The sequence below is a fragment of the Actinophytocola sediminis genome (assembly GCF_054779715.1).
The window spans coordinates 116,312-135,760 of the sequence record NZ_BAAGXS010000029.1 but is presented as its reverse complement, the minus strand read 5'-3'; the positions used below and the strand labels follow the sequence as shown (position 1 = coordinate 135,760).

17 protein-coding genes are annotated in these 19,449 nt (G+C 72.5%); 12 read left to right on the top strand and 5 right to left on the bottom strand.

Annotated features, from left to right (window positions below):
* The first annotated feature begins 3 nt into the window (after window positions 1-3).
* Both arfA and ACYVIP_RS20055 read left to right on the top strand, forming a co-directional pair.
* Entirely contained in the window at window positions 4-1,512 is a 1,509-nt protein-coding gene (gene arfA, locus ACYVIP_RS20060) for an arabinosylfuranosidase ArfA (RefSeq protein ID WP_460398478.1), read from the top strand.
* A gap of 59 nt (window positions 1,513-1,571) precedes the next feature.
* Window positions 1,572-2,108 carry a GNAT family N-acetyltransferase gene (locus ACYVIP_RS20055; RefSeq protein ID WP_460398476.1) on the top strand — a complete coding sequence of 179 codons (537 nt, stop codon included), beginning with the start codon at window positions 1,572-1,574 and terminating at the stop codon, window positions 2,106-2,108.
* 39 nt (window positions 2,109-2,147) lie between these two features.
* Here the strand turns inward: ACYVIP_RS20055 and ACYVIP_RS20050 are convergent, their stop codons facing one another.
* The gene (locus ACYVIP_RS20050; protein WP_460398474.1) at window positions 2,148-3,206 is read right to left on the bottom strand and encodes a helix-turn-helix transcriptional regulator; all 1,059 of its coding nucleotides are present in this window, start codon (window positions 3,204-3,206) and stop codon (window positions 2,148-2,150) included.
* A gap of 122 nt (window positions 3,207-3,328) precedes the next feature.
* Here ACYVIP_RS20050 and ACYVIP_RS20045 point away from each other — a divergent pair, with 122 nt between their 5' ends.
* Window positions 3,329-3,691, top strand: a complete 363-nt coding sequence (locus tag ACYVIP_RS20045) for a YybH family protein (protein ID WP_460398472.1) — start codon at window positions 3,329-3,331, stop codon at window positions 3,689-3,691.
* Between the two features lie 4 nt (window positions 3,692-3,695).
* Here ACYVIP_RS20045 and ACYVIP_RS20040 read toward each other — a convergent pair whose 3' ends face one another.
* Together ACYVIP_RS20040 and ACYVIP_RS20035 are read right to left on the bottom strand one after the other, a co-directional pair.
* On the bottom strand, window positions 3,696-4,451 hold the full coding sequence (locus ACYVIP_RS20040) for a TauD/TfdA family dioxygenase (protein ID WP_460398470.1): 756 nt from the start codon (window positions 4,449-4,451) through the stop codon (window positions 3,696-3,698).
* Entirely contained in the window at window positions 4,448-5,695 is a 1,248-nt protein-coding gene (locus tag ACYVIP_RS20035) for an MFS transporter (RefSeq protein ID WP_460398468.1), read from the bottom strand. Before ACYVIP_RS20035 ends, ACYVIP_RS20040 begins: the two co-directional genes overlap by 4 nt.
* Before the next feature lie 88 nt (window positions 5,696-5,783).
* Between ACYVIP_RS20035 and ACYVIP_RS20030 the strand changes: the two genes are divergently transcribed.
* From ACYVIP_RS20030 to ACYVIP_RS20005, 6 genes are read left to right on the top strand one after another with little or no spacing between them, the layout of a single operon-like run.
* Window positions 5,784-6,788: an ABC transporter substrate-binding protein gene (locus ACYVIP_RS20030; RefSeq protein ID WP_460398466.1), complete on the top strand. Its 1,005-nt coding sequence runs from the start codon at window positions 5,784-5,786 to the stop codon at window positions 6,786-6,788.
* Window positions 6,778-7,875, top strand: a complete 1,098-nt coding sequence (locus ACYVIP_RS20025; RefSeq protein WP_460398464.1) for a FecCD family ABC transporter permease — start codon at window positions 6,778-6,780, stop codon at window positions 7,873-7,875. The genes ACYVIP_RS20030 and ACYVIP_RS20025 overlap by 11 nt, the downstream gene beginning before the upstream one ends.
* The gene (locus ACYVIP_RS20020) at window positions 7,872-8,639 is read left to right on the top strand and encodes an ABC transporter ATP-binding protein (RefSeq protein ID WP_460398462.1); all 768 of its coding nucleotides are present in this window, start codon (window positions 7,872-7,874) and stop codon (window positions 8,637-8,639) included. The genes ACYVIP_RS20025 and ACYVIP_RS20020 overlap by 4 nt, the downstream gene beginning before the upstream one ends.
* Window positions 8,640-8,684: 45 nt before the next feature.
* Window positions 8,685-9,719 (top strand): FecCD family ABC transporter permease, encoded by a 1,035-nt coding sequence (locus ACYVIP_RS20015; protein WP_460398460.1) that lies wholly within the window; start codon window positions 8,685-8,687, stop codon window positions 9,717-9,719.
* Between the two features lies 1 nt (window position 9,720).
* Window positions 9,721-10,521, top strand: coding sequence for an ABC transporter ATP-binding protein (locus ACYVIP_RS20010; protein ID WP_460398458.1), 801 nt, complete (start codon window positions 9,721-9,723; stop codon window positions 10,519-10,521).
* On the top strand, window positions 10,518-11,492 hold the full coding sequence (locus ACYVIP_RS20005; RefSeq protein ID WP_460398456.1) for an ABC transporter substrate-binding protein: 975 nt from the start codon (window positions 10,518-10,520) through the stop codon (window positions 11,490-11,492). The genes ACYVIP_RS20010 and ACYVIP_RS20005 overlap by 4 nt, the downstream gene beginning before the upstream one ends.
* Before the next feature lie 76 nt (window positions 11,493-11,568).
* Here the strand turns inward: ACYVIP_RS20005 and ACYVIP_RS20000 are convergent, their stop codons facing one another.
* Window positions 11,569-12,105, bottom strand: coding sequence for a CGNR zinc finger domain-containing protein (locus ACYVIP_RS20000; protein ID WP_460398454.1), 537 nt, complete (start codon window positions 12,103-12,105; stop codon window positions 11,569-11,571).
* A gap of 71 nt (window positions 12,106-12,176) precedes the next feature.
* On the opposite strand from ACYVIP_RS20000, the gene ACYVIP_RS19995 reads away from it, so the two are divergent.
* The 3 genes from ACYVIP_RS19995 (at window position 12,177) to ACYVIP_RS19985 (ending at window position 18,979) form a co-directional block, all read left to right on the top strand.
* On the top strand, window positions 12,177-14,210 hold the full coding sequence (locus tag ACYVIP_RS19995) for a glycine/sarcosine/betaine reductase component B subunit (RefSeq protein WP_460398452.1): 2,034 nt from the start codon (window positions 12,177-12,179) through the stop codon (window positions 14,208-14,210).
* A gap of 72 nt (window positions 14,211-14,282) precedes the next feature.
* Window positions 14,283-17,876: a GH116 family glycosyl hydrolase gene (locus ACYVIP_RS19990; protein ID WP_460398450.1), complete on the top strand. Its 3,594-nt coding sequence runs from the start codon at window positions 14,283-14,285 to the stop codon at window positions 17,874-17,876.
* Between the two features lie 14 nt (window positions 17,877-17,890).
* On the top strand, window positions 17,891-18,979 hold the full coding sequence (locus ACYVIP_RS19985) for a GTP-binding protein (protein WP_460398447.1): 1,089 nt from the start codon (window positions 17,891-17,893) through the stop codon (window positions 18,977-18,979).
* Here ACYVIP_RS19985 and ACYVIP_RS19980 read toward each other — a convergent pair.
* Entirely contained in the window at window positions 18,966-19,433 is a 468-nt protein-coding gene (locus ACYVIP_RS19980) for a TrkA C-terminal domain-containing protein (RefSeq protein ID WP_460398445.1), read from the bottom strand. The genes ACYVIP_RS19985 and ACYVIP_RS19980 overlap by 14 nt on opposite strands.
* Window positions 19,434-19,449: the final 16 nt, after the last annotated feature.

Below are 19,449 nucleotides of genomic sequence, written 5' to 3'. Positions count from 1 at the left end.
TTCATGCTGCACGCCGCACTGACAGTCGACCCAGCGTTCCGCATCGCCGAGGTGGACCCGAGGATCTACGGATCCTTTGTGGAGCATATGGGTCGTTGTGTCTACACCGGCATCCACGAGCCGGGCCACGACACCGACGACGGCGACGGGTTCCGCGGCGACGTCGCCGACCTCGTGCGGGAGCTGGCGCCGCCGGTTCTGCGCTATCCGGGCGGCAACTTCGTCTCCGGCTACCACTGGGAGGACGGCATCGGGCCGGTGGCCGACCGGCCGACCAGGCTCGACCTCGCCTGGCGCTCGCTGGAGACCAACCAGGTCGGCGTCGACGAGTTCACCACGTGGGCCAGGGCAATGGGCAGTGAGCCCATGATGGCGGTCAACCTCGGCACCCGGGGCATCGACGCGGCCCGCGACCTCGTCGAGTACGCCAACCATCCCGGCGGCACCTACTGGTCGGACCTGCGCCGGCGCAACGGCACCGCCGACCCGCACGGCATCAAGCTGTGGTGCCTGGGCAACGAGCTGGACGGGCCGTGGCAGCTCGGGCACAAGACCGCCGAGGAGTACGCCCGGCTCGCGGTGGAGACCGCGCGGGCGATGCGCCGGGTCGACCCGTCGATCGAGCTGGTCGCCTGTGGCAGCTCGCACCAGGAGATGCCGACCTTCGGCAGCTGGGAGGCGACGGTCCTGGCCGAGACCTACGACCTGGTCGACTACGTGTCCCTGCACAGCTACTACGAACCGCGGGGCGACGATCGGGGCGGCTTCCTGGCCAGCGGGGTCGACATGGACAACTTCATCGAGGCGGTGATCGCCACCGCCGACCACGTGCGGGCCGTCGGCGGCCACAAGAAGCGGGTCAACCTGTCGTTCGACGAGTGGAACGTCTGGTACCAGAGCAGGTTCGGCGGCGAGGCCAGCCTCGACTGGGCCGAGCACCCTCGGCTGATCGAGGACGAGTACTCGGTGGTCGACGCGGTGGTGGTCGGCGGGCTGCTGATCTCGTTGCTGCGGCACGCGGACCGGGTCAAGATCGCCTGTCTTGCCCAGCTGGTCAACGTGATCGCGCCGATCCGCACCGAACCGGGCGGGCCGGCGTGGCGGCAGACGATCTTCCACCCGTTCGCGCTGACCGCCCGGCACGGCCGGGGCTCGGTGCTGCGGATCGAACCCGTCGGCCCGACCTACGAGACGACCTCGCTCGGCGAGGTGCCGGTGGTGGACGCGACCGCGGTGCACGACGAGGAGTCCGGTGCGGTCACGCTGTTCGCGGTCAACCGGGACCAGCACCAGCCGCTGGCACTCGAGGTGGACGTGCGGTCGCTGCCGAACCTGACCGTCGCCGAGCACGTGGCCCTGTTCGACGACGACCCCGAGGCGACCAACACCGCCGCCGCGCCGGACCGGGTCACCCCGGTGCACCTGGCCGACCCGAAGATCACCGACGGCACGGTCACCGCGGTGCTGCCCGCGCTGTCCTGGAACATGATCACGCTCCGGGTCGGCACCTGATCAGCCCGGAGGAGCCGGGCCGGCCCCTGGGACGCTTCGACTGCTGACAGACTGGTGTGATGTCAGTGCGGTTCCGGACGGCCGGCCAGGACGACGCGCTCGCGGTCGCGGCGCTGCATGCCGACAGCTGGCAGCGCCACTACCGCGGCGCGTACACCGATGAGTTCCTCGACGACGAGGTGCCCGGGTTCCTGACCACGTTGTGGGCCGAGCGGCTGGCGACCGCGTCGCCGCACACCGTGCTCGCCGAGTGCGACGGCGAACTGGTCGGCTTCGCGCACACGATGCTCGACGCGTCGCCGGCCTGGGGCGCCCTGCTCGACAACCTGCACGTGCGGTCCACGCGCAAGCGCCAGGGTCTCGGCGGACAGCTGCTCGCCGAGACCGCCCGCGCCGTCCAGCGCAGCCGCCCCACCTCCGGCCTGTACCTGTGGGTACTCGAGCAGAACTCGGCGGCACGCACCTTCTACGCCGCGCGGGGCGGGGAGAGCGTCGAGCACGCCGACGCGCCGGCGCCGGGCGGCCGCCCGGCGCGGCTCAACGGCAAGCCACGCTGCCTCCGAATCGTCTGGCGCGCCCCACTTGCGATGCCCTGAATGAGGCATTGGCGACGTTCACCGTCCCGAATGGGGCATTCAGGGCAGTCGGCTCCCGGTGCGGGTCAGGCCAGTGCTGGCCGGGTGGTGGAAGAACAGCCGTGAGGTCAGCTCGGCCCGGCTGTGCACGGCGAGCTTGCCGAACACGCTCTTGACGTGGTCGCCGACGGTGTGCGGGGACAGCCCCAACCGCCGGGACATCTCGGCGTTGGTGTGCCCGCCGGCCAGCAGCCCGACGATCTCCCGCTCCCTGGCCGACAGCCCGTAAGCCTCGACCACCAGGTCGGCGATCGCCGCCGGCCGGGTCGGCTCGACGACCACCGAGGCCAGCGTGCCCTCGCCGTAGGGCTCGGCGTGCAGCGTCAGCCAGCGCCCGCGCCGGGTGCACACGTGCGTCCTGGCCGGCCCGGCCACCGTGTGCGCCTGGCGCGCGACCCTGGCCACGTGCCAGTCGGCGGCGTCGAGCCCGGTCAGCCAGTGGTCGGCGCCGGGGGAGCGGTGGTTGGCCGTGGCGGGGTGCGCCGGATCGACGATCAGCACGCCGGGGCCGGTGTCGTCGGGCTGGGCGTCGGCGACCCCGAGCACGAGCGTGCGCCGGATGCCGTCGGCGATCGTGCGCCCGAGGGAGGCGACGAAGTCCAGCTCCGCCACGGAGAAGTCGGGTGCCCCGGCGCGCCGGAACAGGTTCACCACGCCCCACGGGACCCGCCGGTCGCGGATCACCACGCGCAGCTCGCGGTCCAGGCCCAGGGGCGTGAGCACGTCCCGGTAGCGCGCGCTGCACGCCGGGTCGCCGCCGGTCGCCTGGTGCAGCGTCGCGCCGCCAACCGGATCGGCGGCCAGCGCGGGCACCGCGTTGACGTCCTGCCCGTCGGCCTCGAGCTGGAAGAACCGGGCGAGCACGTCCGGGGTTGGCCGCAACGTGTTGTGGGAGAAGGTTTCCTGCAGTGTGGCCGGATCCACGCTGTTCAGGCAGAAGTCGTCGGCGGGCACCACCCGGGTGAGGCCGGCCGCCACGCCAGCGAACACCTCCGGCAGGGACGTGGCGGTGCCGCACGCGCGCTCGATCGCCGCCCTGGCCGAGTCATGACCGCTCATCGGGTCCAGTATCGCCGACCGGCGTCCCGGCAGGTACCCCGCGAACACGGGATGGCGGACCACGCGGCGTCGCCAGCACGATCAACGGCCGTAGGCATCGGACGACAACGAAGGAGTTCCGCATGCGGGCTACCGACCCCGCCCAGTTGCACCGGCTGTTCACCGCGGCCATCAACGACAAGGACGCCGACGCGCTGCTCGCGCTCTACGAGCCGACCGGTCTCGCGGTGCACCTGGACGGCTCGACGCGCACCGGCGAGGCGGCGCTGCGCACGATGATCGACGAGCTGCTGACCACGATCGAGCACATCGACGGCGAGACCCGCAAGGTGATCGTCGCCGGCGACCTCGCGATCACCTCGGCGACCTGGCGGGCCCGGCTGGCCGGCGACGCCGGTGACGGCGCCGGCACGACCGCCGAGGTCGCCAGGCGACAGGCCGACGGCACCTGGCGCTGGGTGATCGACGACCCGGCCTTCTCCTGACCGGTCAGGCCGCCTGGTCGGTGCGCAGGGTGAGGATGCGCACCGACCGCTCGCCGGGGTGGGCGTCGCGGCCGTGCCAGCAGCGGTAGTTGTCGAGCGCGAGGATGTCGCCCTCGCCGAGCGGGATCCTGGGCAGCGCCGGCTCGATCGCGTGCACGGTCCGCCCGAAGCGGTCGAGCATCGCGGTGACGTGGTCGGCGCGGGGATCGCGGTGCAGCGGCACGGCCCCGTCGGTGCGCCGGGCGATCCGCCGCCCGGTGCGGGTGTACTCGACGTGCCGGGCGACCCTCGGCGTGGCCGGCAGCCCACGCAGCCCGGCCCACGCGCCGTACAGGTCGACGTCCACGCCGGTCAGGAACTCGAGCAGCTCCTGGTCGGCGCAGGTGTCCAGGAACCGGTAGGCGTCGGCGACGAACGACTCGCCACCGGCTGGCGGCGGCTGGACACACTGGACCAGGACCGCGTCCTCGTCCGGGTCCCGGCGCCGGGTCGGCACCCCGCCGATGTCGACGACCTGGTCGAAGCTGTCCGCGTGCAGATGCACCGGACCGCCGGCGCGGGAGGGCCGCTCCCGGATCGGGAACAGCTGCCGCAGGCCCCCGCCGTGGAGCTGCGCGGCGGCGACCACCAGGGCGTCCTCGGTGGCAGGCAGGCCGGTGAGCACCACCGCGCCGGTCTCGGCCAGTGTCTGCCTGGCCTTGTCGGCGTTGTGCGCCTCGACGCGGGCCGGCGCGATGCCGACCTCGGAGGGAACAGTCATGGGCTGGCTCCTGCGCGGTCGGGAACAGGGTCGCTGGCGAAGTGGCGGGTGCTCGGCACGAGCGCGGCGGCGGCCGGCACCAGGAAGCACACGGCCGCGCACACGCCGAGCACCGCGCTCACCCCGAACGCGTCGATGGCCGGCGCGATCAGCACCAGGCCGACCGGCGCGAGACCGTAGGACAGCAGGAAGTCCAGCGCGGACACCCTGGCCAGCTTGTCCGGGTCGACCTCGCGCTGGGTGGCGGTGAACCACGGCACGTTGAACATCTCGATGCCAAGGCCCGCGACCACGTAGGCGGCCACGATCAGCAGCCAGTGCACCGGCAGCAGCAGCGCCAGCGGCGCGAAGCCGTAGCAGGCGAGGGCGGCCAGCGCGGTCCAGCCCTGGGCGCGGGGCCGCCAGCGGGTGACCACCAGCGCGCCGAGCAGCCCGCCGACGGTGTAGCCGGTCAGCGACGCGGCCAGCACCAGCTCGGTGTCGTACCGGTCCCGGCTGATCAGCGGCAGGGCGACGCTGGTGGCCGAGTAGCCGGTGGCGATCACCGCGGTGAGCGCGCCCAGCCCGGCGAGGAACCACGGATGCCGCCGCGCCTCCCGCAGGCCGTCGGTGAACTCGCGGACGAACGAGCCGCGGGCGGTCACGGCCGGGACGCGCCCGCCGGCCGGCGGGATGAGCGCGGCGAGCAGCCAGACCACGCCGGTGCCCACGAGCAGCGCGCCGAGGTCGACCACGACGGCCAGCAGCGCCGTGAGCGCGGGCGCGGTGAGCGTGGTGAGCCTGATCGCCAGGGCCATCGCCGCGTTGGCCGTCTGCCGGCGCCGCTTGTCGACGACCTCGGCGACCAGTGCCTGGAACGCGGGCCGGCAGGCACCCTGCCCCGCGCCGACGACCGCGGCGGCCACGGCCATCAGCGGCACCGAGGAGCCGAGCCCGACCGCGATCACCGGGGTGGCCAGCGCGGCCGCGAGCCCGGCCGCCAACACCACGCCGCGCCGGGAGTGGCGGTCGGCCAACACGCCGCTCACCGGCACCGCGACCAGGAAGCCGGCCGTGCGCGCGGCCAGCACGACGCCGAGTCCGGTTACGCTCAGCTCATGCTCGAGCACTGCCAGCCCGAGTACGAACGGCAGCGCCCAGGTGGCCAGACCGGAGGCCGTGGTGCCCACCCACAACCGGACGAAGCTCGGTTCGCGCAGGATCGACCGGCGATTCGCCGCGTTCGACGCCGACGACGCAGTCACCACACCAACCTCCCCACTGGTTCTTGCAACAGTGTTGCAAAAACAAGTTCAATGCCATAGATCGGGTACTCCTGACTGGAGGTTGTCGATGACCGGACGTGTCCTGGCTGGCCTGGCCGCCGTGCTGGTGAGCCTGCTGGGGGTCACCGGATGCGCTGATCCGGCGGCCGAACAGGCCGATGCCGGCGTCGCGTCCACTGTGACCAGTTGCGGCCAGGAACTGTCCTTTCCGGACGTGCCGGCGCGGGTGGTCACGTTGGACCAGTCGTCGACCGAGACGTTGCTCGCCCTTGGCCTTGCCGACCGGCTGGCCGGCACGTCCAACCTGAAGACCAGGGTCGCTCCCGAGTACCAGGCCGACTACGCCACGATCCCGGTGCTCAGCCCGAAACTGCTCACCGCCGAGCAACTGCTGGCGGCCACTCCGGACCTGGTGGTGGCCTCCTTCCGCGCGCAGTACACGCCCGACCGGGTGGGCACGCGCGAAGAACTGGCCGAGCTCGGCCTGCCCTCGTTCGTCAGCGCGGTGGAATGCCCGGGAGACAACGAGGCCGGCGCCTCGCCGTTCGAGTTGCTGTTCGCCGACTACGCGACCCTCGGCCGGATCTTCCGGGTCGAGGACCGGGCCGCCGCGCTGATCGCCGAGCAGCGCGCGGTCGTGGCCGCGGCCGAACAGGCGGGCAGGGACGCGCCGGGGGAGCCGTCGATCCTGTGGCTGTACTCGACGTTCAACGGCGTCCCCTACGTCGCCGGCGACGGCGGTCTGCCGGCGGAGATGAGCAGGCTGGTCGGCGGGCGCACCGTGTTCGACGACGTGGACGAGGACTGGCCGGAGGTGTCCTGGGAGCGGATCGCCGAGCGGGACCCGGACGTGATCGTGGTCGGTGACCTGTCCGAGCGCGGCGCCGAGGGGGACAGCGCGGCGGAGAAGATCGCGATGATGGCGGCGCATCCGGTGATGTCCCAGCTGAAGGCGGTGCGGGACAACCAGATCATCGAGGTGCCGGGCATCGGCATGGACCCGTCGGTGCGCTCGGCGAGCGCGGTCGAGCTGTTCGTCGACGGCATGCGCGCACTCGGCCATGTCCAGTAGCACCACCATCGTGCCCGACCTGCTGCACCCGGCCACCCCGGTCGAGCGGGCCACCGCACCGCGAACCCGCCGCCGCGCCGGCCTGCCGACCTGGGCGTGGTTCGTGGTCGGCGCGGTGGCGCTGGTGGCCTCGCTCGCGGTGTGCGCGGTGGTCGGCAGCGGCGACCTCGGCTACGGCGAGCTCGGCCGGGTGCTGGCCGGGCATCTCGGGTTCGACGTCGAGCCGCTGCCCCGGCTGCTCGACTCGCTGATCTGGGACCTGCGGATCCCCCGGGTGCTGATGGCCGCGGTGGTCGGCGCGGTGCTGGCGATCTGTGGCGCGGTGCTGCAGGCGGTCACCCGCAACGCGCTCGCTGAGCCCTACCTGCTCGGGGTGTCCCACGGCGCGTCCACCGGCGCGGTCGTGGTCGTCGTGCTCGGCGTCGGCGGGGGCGCGCTCAGCGTGTCCGGGGGCGCGGTGCTCGGCGCGCTCGGCTCGTTCGCGGTGCTGCTGGCGCTGTTGGGCCGCCGTGGGCTCGGCTCGGTGCGCGTGGTGCTCACCGGGATCGTCATCGGGCTGTTCTTCCAGGCGGTCACCTCGCTGGTGTTGATGGCCTCCAGCGACGCGGACACCACCCGGGCGATCACCTACTGGCTGCTCGGCTCGATGGCGCCGTCCCGGTGGGACTCGCTGGTGGTGACCGCCGTGGTCGGCGCGGTCGGGCTGGTGGTGCTGTGGCTGTACGCCAACGCGCTGGACGGGCTCGCCTTCGGCGAGGACACCGCGGCCTCCCTCGGCATCGACGTGCGGTCGACCAGGCTCGTGCTGCTCGGCCTGACCGCGGTGCTGACCTCGGTGGTGGTGGCCTCGGTCGGCGCGATCGCGTTCGTCGGGCTGATCGTGCCGCACGGTGTCCGGTTCCTGCTCGGCTCGCGGCATCGCACGCTGTTGCCGGCCAGCGCGCTGGCCGGCGCGATCTTCCTGGTGTGGACCGACGCGCTGGCCCGCGTCGCGTTCGCGCCGCGCGAGGTCCCGGTCGGCGTGTTCACCGCACTGGTCGGGGTGCCGCTGTTCCTGCTGGTGCTGCGGCGTCGAGGTGAGCTGTGAGGATCACCGCCGAGCACCTCACCTGGCGCGCGGCCGGCCGGCCGATCATCAACGACATCGGCCTGGCGATCGACCCCGGCCAGACCGTCGGTCTCATCGGCCCCAACGGCTCCGGCAAGTCGACGCTGCTGCGCTGCCTGGCCGGCCTGCGCACCCCGACCGCGGGCGCCGTGCGCTACGACGAGCTCGACATCGCCACCTGGAGCCAGCGCCGGATCGCCCAACGGCTCGCGTTCGTCGAGCAGTCCAGCGACAGCGACAGCGACGTGCGGGTCGCCGACGTCGTCGCGCTTGGCCGCACCCCGTTCCGCGACCGGTGGCGTGGGCTGAGTCCCGCCGATGACGCCATCATCGACGCCGCGCTCGCCCGCCTGGATCTCACCGGGCTGCGCGACCGGCACTGGAGCACGCTGTCGGGCGGCGAGCGGCAACGGGCGCACATCGCCAGGGTGCTGGCCCAGCGGCCGTGGGGGCTGCTGCTCGACGAGCCGACCAACCATCTCGACATCCGCCACCAGCTGGAGCTGATGGCCCTGCTCGCCGGCACCGACCAGACCGTGCTGGTCGCGCTGCACGACCTCGGGCTGGCCGCGCGCTACTGCGACCGGCTCGTGCTGCTGGCCGGCGGGGAGCTGGTCGCCGACGGGCCACCGGCGGCCGTGCTGACCGCCGAACGGCTCGCGGCGGTGTACCAGGTCGACGCCAGCGTCGACCGCGACCGCCACGGACACCTGACGATCAGCTACCACGGTGCCCAACTGTGATCCAGATCTATTGAAAACGAAAACCATAAACATTAAGTTCGGCGGGTGCCCCGGACTCACGTGCTGCTCGCGATCGGCCTCGCCGTGGTGTTGGTGGCCTCGGCGCTGCTGGCCATCGGCCTGGGGTCCGCGGTCGTCGCGCCGGCGGACACCGCGCGCTACCTGTGGGCGGCGCTGACCGGCGGCACGATCCCGGCCGACGAGGCCACCCGCTACCAGATCATCTGGCAGATCCGCACCCCTCGGGTGCTGCTCGCGGCGGTCGTCGGCGCCGGGTTGGCCGCGGTCGGGGTCGCGGTGCAGGCGTTGGTACGCAACGCACTCGCCGACCCGTTCGTCCTCGGCGTGTCCTCCGGCGCGTCGGTGGGGGCGGTCGGGGTGAGCGTGACCGGTGGGCTGGCGGGTCTTGGCGTGTACGCGGTGTCGGCCGGCGCGTTCCTCGGCGCGCTCGGCGCCTCGGTGCTGGTGTACCTGGCGGCCAGGTCGCGCGCCGGGATCACCCCGCTGCGGCTGGTGTTGACCGGAGTCGCGCTGGCGTTCGGGTTCCAGGCGGTGCTCAGCGTGCTCATCTACCTGGTGCCCAACAGCGAGGCGACGAGCACGGTGCTGTACTGGACCATGGGCGGCTTCGGCGCGGCCACCTGGGGAGCGCTGCCGGTGGTGGTGCTGGTCGTGCTGGTCGGCATCGGGATACTTCGCCGGCACAGCAGGGGACTGGACGTGCTGGCGCTGGGCGACGAGACGGCCGCGAGCCTCGGCGTGGACGCGAGTCGCCTGCGGCGGCGGCTGTTCGCGCTCACCGCGGTGGCCACCGGGGCGATGGTCGCGGTGAGCGGTGCCATCGGGTTCGTCGGCCTGGTCATCCCGCACCTGGTGCGCATCCTGGTCGGCGCCCGGCATACCCGGGTGCTGGCGGTGGCTCCGTTGGTGGGCGGGGTCTTCATGATCTGGGTCGATCTCGCGTCCCGCACGCTGGTGGCACCGCGCGAGTTACCGCTCGGCGCGATCACCGCGTTGGTCGGCGTGCCGGTGTTCGTCATGCTGATGCGCCGCAAGGGCTACCTGTTCGGGGGGCGCTGACATGCCGGCGGAACTTCGGCTCGACGCGTTGTCGGTGACCGTCGACGGCCAGGTCATCGTCCGTGAGCTGCACCTGGACGTGCCCGCCGGCGAGATCGTGGGTCTGGTCGGCCCCAACGGTTCGGGCAAGTCCACCGCGCTGCGCTGCGTCTACCGGGCACTCGCGCCGAGCCACGGCACCGTCTGGATAGGACAGACCGACCTGGCCACCGTCGGCCTGCGGGAGAGCGCGCGCACGGTGGCCGCGCTCACCCAGGAAGCCAGCCTGGAACTGGACTTCACTGTCGAGGAGGTCGTCGCGCTCGGCCGGACCCCGCACCTGGCCGGCAACCGCCCGCTCGACCGGCGCGAGCACACCCTGTGCCAGCAGGCGATGGCCCGGCTCGACGTGCTGCACCTGGCGGGGCGCGGGGTGCTGTCGCTGTCGGGCGGCGAGCGGCAACGGGTGCTCATCGCCCGCGCGCTGGTTCAGGAACCCCAGGTGCTGGTGCTGGACGAGCCGACCAACCACCTCGACCTGCGCCACCAGATCGAACTGCTGACGCTGCTGCGCGAGTCCGGGCTCACCGTGCTCGTCGTGTTGCACGACCTGAACCTGGCCGCCGCCGCGTGCGATCGGGTCGGCGTGCTCCGGGCAGGCGCGCTGGTCGCCGCCGGCCCGCCGGCCGAGGTGCTGACCGAGGAACTGGTCATGGAGGTGTTCGGCGTCGAGGTCACCGTCGTCCGCCATCCGCTGACCGGTGTGCCCCAACTACTCCACTCACTGTCCACACAGGACTCAACAGGAAGAGGAAGCCGATGAGACGCGGACTGGTGCCGCTCGCGGCCGTGACGGTGGTGCTCACGGGCTGCGGCGCGCAGGTGGCGCCCGAGGCCGGTACTCGCACGGTCACCGTGCCGCGCTGCGGCGAGGAGGTCGAGTACACCACGCCCCGGCGGTCGGTGGTGTACGAGGCGGGCAGCGCGGACAAGATGTTCGCCCTCGGCCTGACCGACCACGTGCACGGCTACGTGATGCCGCCGGCCAACCCGCCGGTCGAGGAGTCGCCGTGGGCCGAGGAGTACGCCAAGGTCGAGTTCCTCGGCGACGACCTGCTCAACCGGGAGCTGGTGGTGGACGCGGCCGCGGACTTCGTGGTGGCCGGCTGGAACTCCGGGTTCGCCGACCAGCGCGGCATCACCCCGGAGATCCTCGACGGGTTGGGCATCCAGAGCTTCATGCACACCGAGTCCTGCTACAACTACCCCAACCACCCCGAGCGGCGGACGCCGTTCGAGGCGCTCTACACCGACCTGGAACGACTCGGCCGGATCTTCGGCGTCGAGGACCGGGCCGCCGACGTGGTCGCCGACTACCGCGCGCGCGTCGACGCGGTCAAAGCCGCTGTGCCGCAGGGAGATCCGGTGCCGGTGTTCCTCTACGACTCGGGCACCGACCAGCCGTTCACCGCCGGGAACCAGGTGCCGCCCAACGAGATCATCTCCTTCGCCGGCGGCCGCAACATCTTCGCCGACCTCGACCAGCGCTGGACCCAGGTCGGCTGGGAGGCGGTCGTGCGTGCCCAGCCGGAGGTGATCATCATCCTCGACTACGGCGACCAGCCGGCCCAGGAGAAGATCGACTTCCTGAAGTCGTCCCCGGTCACCGCGACACTGCCGGCCGTCGTGCGCGACAACTTCTATGTCCTGGACTACAGCGAGGGCATCAGCGGCCCCCGCAACCTCGACGGCCTTGAGGGCTTCGCCGACTACCTGCGAACGATGACGCGCTAGGACGGGTCAACTGCCCTGAATGCCTCATTCGGGACGGTGAGCGTCGCCAATGCCTCATTCAGGGCGCCGCACCGGCTCAGGGCGGGGTGTCGCGTAGTCGTGCGCGGTAGGCGGCGGCGTGGGTGCGGTTGCCGCAGGCGCGGGAGCTGCAGTAGCGGCGGGATCCGTTGCGGGACAGGTCGACGAACACGTTGCGGCAGCGGTCGGCGGTGCACACCCGCAGCCGCTCGGCGCCGCCGTCGGCGATCACGGCCAGCAGGGCGGCCGAGGTGGTGGCGGCCACCCGGTCGGCGATGCCGGCGCCCTCCGGGGCGTAGTGCCAGTGCCAACCGCCGTCGTGGTCGGTGAGCTGGGGGAGTGCGCGCAGCTCAGCGAGCGTGTGGTTGAGCTGGCGCACCACCTCGCGTTCGTCCTCGGTGTCGAAGGCGTGCCGCAACGTGTCGCGCAGCGCCCGCAGCCGCGCCAACTCGGGCGCGGTGGTCACCACCCAGCCTCGGTGGGCCAGCAGCTCGGCGGCCGCCTCGGCTGTCAGGTCGTCGCGGTCGGTGCCGCGGGTGTTGACCAGATCGACCGCCGTGAGCACCGCCCGGCCAGCGTAAGCACCAAAGTTCATTTGACTCCTGAGAACGTGCCGGCTTACCGTCAGCAGTGTAACTCCGTTCACTACTGATCGAGGTGCGCGTGATGGAGATCAGCATGGGCCCGCGCTGTGACTGCGAGATCCTGCCGCCGCCCATCCTGACCACGGAGACCCTGCCGGTCGACACGGTCTCCCTCGCCGAGGCGACCGCCTGGCGGGCCGGCGCGCTGACCGTCGCCGAGGACATCGCCGCCGGCCTCGCCGTCCCCCTGGTGACCGCGCTGGCCGTCGACGTGATCGCGCCCGATCGCCGGGACGTGCCGACCGACACCATCCTCGACGTGCTGCCGCTCGCGGCCAAGGTCGACGGCCGTATCGGCACCGGCCGCACCCGGGTCGCCGGCGGCGTCGTGCTGGTGGTGACCGGCGTGGACGCCGACGGCACGCAGCTCGGCGAGGCGGGCAACTCCGCCGGCACGCTGTCCGAGCGGATCGCCGACGCCGCCGCCGGCACCCCGGACCCCGGCGACTGGATCATCCGCGTCGCGGTCACCATCGCGGCCGGCCAGCGGATGGAGCGCCCAGGGCCGGCCGCGGCCCACCGGGCCGCCGACCTGGTGGCTGACCGGTTGCGGCGCGCGCTGCTCGACGCCCCGGCCACCGCGGTCACCGAACGCCGCACATACACCGAGCCGACGGGCGCCGGGCCGAGGATCGCGCTGGTGAAGCTGGTCATGGGCCAGGGCGCGATGCACGAGAACCTGGTTTTCCCCGCCGAGCCGGGTGGCGTGCGCGGCGCGGCCTCGCTCATCGACCTCGGCAACCTGCCCCAACAACTGCGGGTCAACGAACTGCGCGACGGTGCGCTGCACTCGCTGTGCTGCGTCGGGCCCTCCAGCAAGGAGACCACGCTGCACTACTACCGGGATCCGCTGGTGGCCGCCATCGCCGAGGACACCGAGCTGCGGCTGACCGGGGTGATCGTGGTCGGCAGCCCGGAACGGGAGTCGGCCAAGCACTTCGTCGCCCGGCGGGTCGGCGCCATGGTCGCCGCGTCCGGAGTGGACGGTGCGGTGGTGGCCACCGAGGGCTTCGGCAACAACCACATCGACTTCGCCGCCGAGATCGCGGAGATCGCCAAGTACGGCACGCCGACCGTCGGGGTGTGCTGGTCGGCGGCGCGCGGCATGGTGGCGGGCAACGAGTACCTGTACTCACTGGTCGAGGTGAACAAGGCCACGGGCGGTCAGGAGACCGACGTGCTCGGCGAGAACACCGCCGACGCCGCCGACGCCCGGCGCTGTGTGGCGATGCTGAAGACGATGCTGTACGGCAAGGACACCCTGCCGCCGCCGGCGTCGTGGGATCCCGAGGTGGCGCGCGCCAACCAACGGCTCGTGGACGCCGCCGCCGGCGACGGCCCGCCGACGCTGACCGACGGCGTCCGCAGTGAGGTGCCGGTGTCCGCGACCGCGCCTACGCCGTTGACCCCACTGGCCGCGCCACTCGCGCGGACCACGATCGCGCTGGTGTCCTCCGCCGGGGCGCACACCGTTGGCGACCAGCCGTTCCGCCCCTACGCCGACTACAGCCTGCGCGAGATCCCCGCCACCACAACGGATGCCGAGCTGACCTTCGCGTCCGGCAGCTACGACAACAGCGATGTCAACGCCGACCCCAACTGCCTGTTCCCGCTCGCCCGGCTGCGCGAACTGGCCGACCAGGGGGCGATCGGCGGGGTCTGCCGGACCCACTTCGCCATGCAGGGCGGTGGGACCGAGATCGAGCTGGTGAAGACCCGCACCGGCCCGGAGCTGGTGCGCCGGCTGGGGGAGTGCGGCGCGGCGGCGGTCGCGCTGGTCGGCGCGTGCGGCAGTTGTCACCGGTCCGCCGTGGTGTTGCAGCGGCTGATCGAGGAGGCCGGCATCCCGACGGTGATCATCGCGTCCCTGCCGACGGTGGCCGCGCAGCTCGGCGCGCCCCGCATCGCCTCGGCCGACACCCCGATGGGCGCCGCGCTCGGCGCACCGCACGACACCGCCCAGCAGCACCGCGTCCTCACCGCGGCGCTGCGCGTGCTGGACACCGCGACCACCTCGGGCGAGGTGGTGACCATCCCCGAGTCCTACCGAAGCTAGCGCGGGCACTGGACCGAGGCGGATCGAGCACCTACGCTCCCGAGTAATCGTTTACTCGTGGAGGCTGCCTCAATGACGACCGCATCCGACCACCATGACTCCACTGTGGACTGTTGCGCCGACGGCACCTGCTGTCCGCCGGCCGGGCACAACCGGCGGGCCTTCCTCGCCGCCGGCATGGCCGGGCTCGGCGCGCTGGCCGCCCCGGCCCCGGTGGCGGCGGCACTCGGGCTCGACCCGGACGGCCTGGTGGTCGTGCCGGCCGACAAGAACCTCACGCGGGAACGGCTGGCCGCGCTCGTCGACCGCGGCCGGCCGACCGAGTACACCGGCGAGGCCCTCGCCCGCATCGGGATGCCGGTCGGCGGCGGCTGCGGCGGTCAGGTGTACCTGGCGGGTGACGGGCGGCTGTGGGCCTGGGACATCCTCAACCCGGCCACGTTTCCGCTCGGCGGCGCCACCGCGGCCGGCCCGCACTACGCCGAGCCGCTGACCCCGAGCTCACCGTTCCCGCTCGGCTTCACCCTGCGCACGACCAGCGGCCGGGCGACCACCAGCCACACCATCGACGCGGACGGCTTCGCCGACGTGCGGTTCGTCGGCCAGTACCCGGTCGGCACGGTGACCTACCGCGCCCCGGACTGCCCGCTGGAGATCACCGCGACCGCGTACGCCCCGTTCATCCCGTTGGCGGTGGACGACTCCACGCTGCCGGCGACGACCGTCACCTTCACCCTGCGCAACACCACCGGCGCGGCGGTGCGCGCCGAACTGGTCGCCTCGAGCGCCAACCCGGTCTGCCTGACCACGCGCGACCAGCAGCCGACCGAGCTGCGCGCCGGACAGTTGCGCGCGAGACAACTGCGCGGGGTCGAGTTCTCCGCCGTCGCCGGCACCACGCCGGGCAGTACCGACATCGTGTTCGAGGACTGGGAAGCCGGCACGTTCGACGGGTGGACGGTCACCGGGGACGCGTTCGGCGCCGGGCCGGTCACCCAGCAGGAGGTCCCCGGCTACGTCCGCCGTTTCGGTGACCTGCTGCTGTCCGGCAGCCGGTATGCCACCTCGCACAACCACCGCGCCGGCGGCGATCCCGACTCCTACCAGGGCACGCTGACCAGCCGGGAGTTCACCGTCGAGCGCCGCTACGTCGCGGTCGGCATCGGCGGCGGTGGCCTGCCGGGTGAGGTGGGGGTCGAGGTGCTGGTGGACGACGCGGTCGTGGCGAACGCCACCGGCCGTTTCGGTGAGCCGATGGTCGCCGCCACCCTCGACCTCGGCGAGCACCTCGGCCGGACGGCGCGTATCCGGATCGCCGACCGCGCGAGCGTGCCGTGGGCCCATGTCAACTGCGACACCATCGTGTTCACCGACCGACCCGACATCCTGTTCGAGGACTGGGAAGCCGGCACGTTCGACGGCTGGACGGTCACCGGGGACGCGTTCGGCGCCGGGCCGGTCACGCCGGCGCAGACGCCACCGGACTTCCGCCGCCCGGTCGGCGAGATCACCGACCTGAACGTGGTCGGCAGCCGGTTCGTCACCTCCTACAACTTCCGCGCAGGCGGGGATCCCGATGCCTACCAGGGGAAACTGACCAGCCGGGAGTTCACCGTCGAGCGCCGCTACCTGACGATGTGGGTCGGCGGCGGCGCCCATCCCGGCCGCACCTGTGTGAACCTCGTGGTCGACGGCGAGGCCGTGGCGAGCATGACCGGCCGGGAGATGGAGCCGCTCACCGCCATGTCGGTCGACGTCAGCCGCTGGGCCGGCCGGACGGCGCGACTCGAGGTGGTCGACTCGATCGCCGCCGGCTGGGGACATGTCAACGTCGGCCGGATCATGTTCGGTGACCGGCCGGTGCGCCGCCAGCCCATCGAGACGCTGCCGGAGTTCGGCACGTTCGCACTGGCCGCGACCCATCCCGATGCCGTGGTGGCCACCGAGGGCGGCGAGTCGGGCACCGTCACGGTGCCGCTCACCGTCCAACCGGGACAGTCGGGCACGGTGCGCTTCCTGCTCGGCTGGCACTTTCCCATCCCGCAGCCGGCGGCGTTCGGCTGGCTGCGCGACGGTCAGCGCCTGCGCCACCACTACGCCACCCGGTTCGCCTCGGCGGGTGAGGTGGTCACCCACCTGGCCGCCGAACTGCCGAGACTGACCGGCGGCACCGAGACCTGGGTACGCACCTGGTACCAGGACTCCACGCTGCCGCACTGGTTCCTGGAACGCACACTGTCCACAGTGTCCACCCTGGCGACGAACACCTGTTTCCGGTTCGACAACGGCCGGTTCTACGCCTGGGAGGGAATCTACTGCTGCGCGGGCACCTGCGGGCACGTGTGGAACTACGCGCAGTCGGTCGCCAGGTTGTTCCCCGAACTGGAGCGGGACACCCGCGAGCGGGTCGACCTCGGGATCGCGCTGCGCGACAACGGCGAGATCGGCAACCGGGGAGAGGCGGACGAGGGCTGGTTCGCCGACGGGCAGTGCGGCACGATCCTGCGGGTCTACCGCGAACACCAGATGTCGCCGGACGACACGTTCCTGCGCGGCGTCTGGCCGGCGGTGAAGAAGGCACTGGCGTGGGTGATCAGTGCCGACGGCGACGGTGACGGCATTCTCGACGGCGGCCAGTGGAACACCCTGGACGCCCAGTGGTTCGGCGAGATCCCGTGGATCAGCGGGCTCTACGTCGCCGCGCTGCACGCCGGCGCCGCGATGGCGACCGAGCTGGGGGACAGCGCGCTGGCCGACCGGTACACGGGGATCGCGGACCGCGGCTCGGCCTATCTGGACAGTGCACTGTGGAACGCGGAGTACGGCTACTTCTTCCAGAAGGTCGACCCGGCCCATCCCGACGCGCCCAACTCCAACCGGGGCTGCCACATCGACCAGCTGTACGCGCAGACCTACGCTGGCCAGCTCGGCCTGCCAAGGGTGTTCTCGCCGGAGAAGTCCAGGACAGCGCTGACCAGCTTGTTCCGCAACAACTTCCTGCCAGACGCCGGGTCCTACCGGGCACCGGGGATCCCCGGCGCGCGGGTGTACGCGATGCCGGGGGAGGCCGGCACGGTGATGTGCACCTGGCCCCACGGCGGGTCGACTGAGGCCGGCGACGGGTTCGTCGTGGGGTACTTCAACGAGGTGTGGACCGGGCAGGAGTACCAGTTCGCCGCGCACCTGATCGCCGAGGGCATGGTGGACGAGGGACTCGCGGTCACCCGCGCGGTGCACGACCGCCACGACGCCAACCGGCGCAACCCGTACAACGAGATCGAGTGCAGCGACCACTACGCGCGGGCGATGATGAGCTACGGCGTCTACCTCGCGGCGTGCGGCTACGAGTACCACGGGCCGCGCGGACACATCGGGTTCGCGCCCAGGCTTACACCGGAGCGCTTCGCCGCCGCGTTCACCGGCGCGGAGGGCTGGGGGCTGTACCGGCAGACCAGACAGGACGGCCGGCAGGAGTGCGTGCTGGAGCTGCGGTACGGGCGACTGCGGGTGCGCACGCTCGCGTTCGAGGCGGCCGGACCGGTGGCCTCGGTGCGGGTGAACGGCGGCGCCGCCGAGTTCGCGGTCACCGGGTTGCGGGTGCTGATCACCCTGCGCGAGCCGGTGACCGTCCAGACCGGGGCCTCGCTGTCCGTCGACCTCACCTGAGGTAATCGATTCCCATGAGCGCGATCTTCTGTCCGGTCAGCGGCTTCCTCGGCGCCGGCAAGACCACCACCCTGCTCGCCGCCGCGCGCGAGCTGCGCCGGCGCGGCCACCGGCCGGCGATCGTGACCAACGACCAGGGCCACAACCTGGTCGACACCCAGCTGGCGCGCACGGTCACCGACGCCGTCGGCGAGGTGGTGGCCGGCTGCTTCTGTTGCCGCTTCGCGGAACTGGCCGAGGTGGTCACCCGCCTGGTCGACGGTGGCGCCGACGTGGTGCTGGCCGAGGCGGTCGGCAGCTGCACGGACCTGCGGGCGACCGTCGTGCGGCCGCTGCGCGCCCACCACGGCGACGCGGTGCGGGTGGCGCCGCTCACCGCGGTCGTCGACCCCGTGCGGTACCGGTCCTTCGCCCGTGTCTGGGCGGCCGGCGGTGATCCGGACACCGGATACCTGTACGCCCACCAGTTGGCGGAGGCCGACGTGCTGGCGCTGAACAAGCTGGACCTGGTGGGCACCGGCCCGCTGGTCGCGGAGCTGGCCCGGCGGTACCCGTCGGCGCGCGTGGTCGGCTACTCGGCCCGCTCGGGCGCCGTCGGCGAGTTGGTCGACCACTGGCTCGGCGAAGCGGAGACACCGGACCGGCCGGATTACGACCTGGATTATGACCGGTACGCGGCCGCCGAGGCCGAACTGGCCTGGCTGAACCATGAGATGACCGTCCAGGACCGGTTCGCCCCCCGGGACCTGGGCGGTGGCCGCGTTGTCGACGCTGTCCGCGTGGGCGTCGGCGGCCGGGATGTTGGTGGGGCACGCCAAGGTGAGCGTGTCGAGTGCCGGCGGGCTGACCAGGGCCAGCCTGACCGAGGCCGGCGCCGAGCCGAGCGTGGACGTGGTCGGCCCGGTCGAGGCGCTCGGCGCCCGGCTGACGATCAACCTGCGGATCGGCTGCCAGCCGGCGGAGTTGGACCGGGCGTGCGCGGCCGCGGTGGCGGCGGCCGACCGCGCGTGCGGGGTCACCAGCACCGAGGACTCGGCCGGCGCGGCGTTCGCCCCCGCCTACCCGAGGCCGACCCACCGCATCCCGGGTTCAGGAAACGGTGAGCTGGGCGCGCAGCGCGGTCAACGCGGCACCGGTCCCGGCGACGAGTAGCCGGTCGCCGGCGCGCAGGATCTCGCCGGCCGGCCTCATCGTGGTGTGCTCGCCGCGGACCAGGACCATCACCGCGGCCTCCGGATGCGCGGCGGCCAGGTCGTCCAGCGCGTGGTCGGGGGCCACGACGGTGACCCAGTCGATGGCCACGCCGCCGATGGCCGCCGGCGCCTCGTCCCCGGTCGGGCGGAAGTGCACGCCGGCGAGTACCGCGCTCAGCGCGCGCGCCTGCGCGTCGGTCAGCTGGAGCGAGCTGCTCGGCGTGTCCGCGCCCGGCTCGAACGTGTACAGGTCGCGCATGCCGTTGTGCCGGACCACCACGCTGATCCGGCTCCCGTCAGCACAACCGATCTCGTACCGCGTGCCAAGGCCGGGCAGGTCCCGGGTCGACACCTCGATGTCCATGGCACCGACACTGACA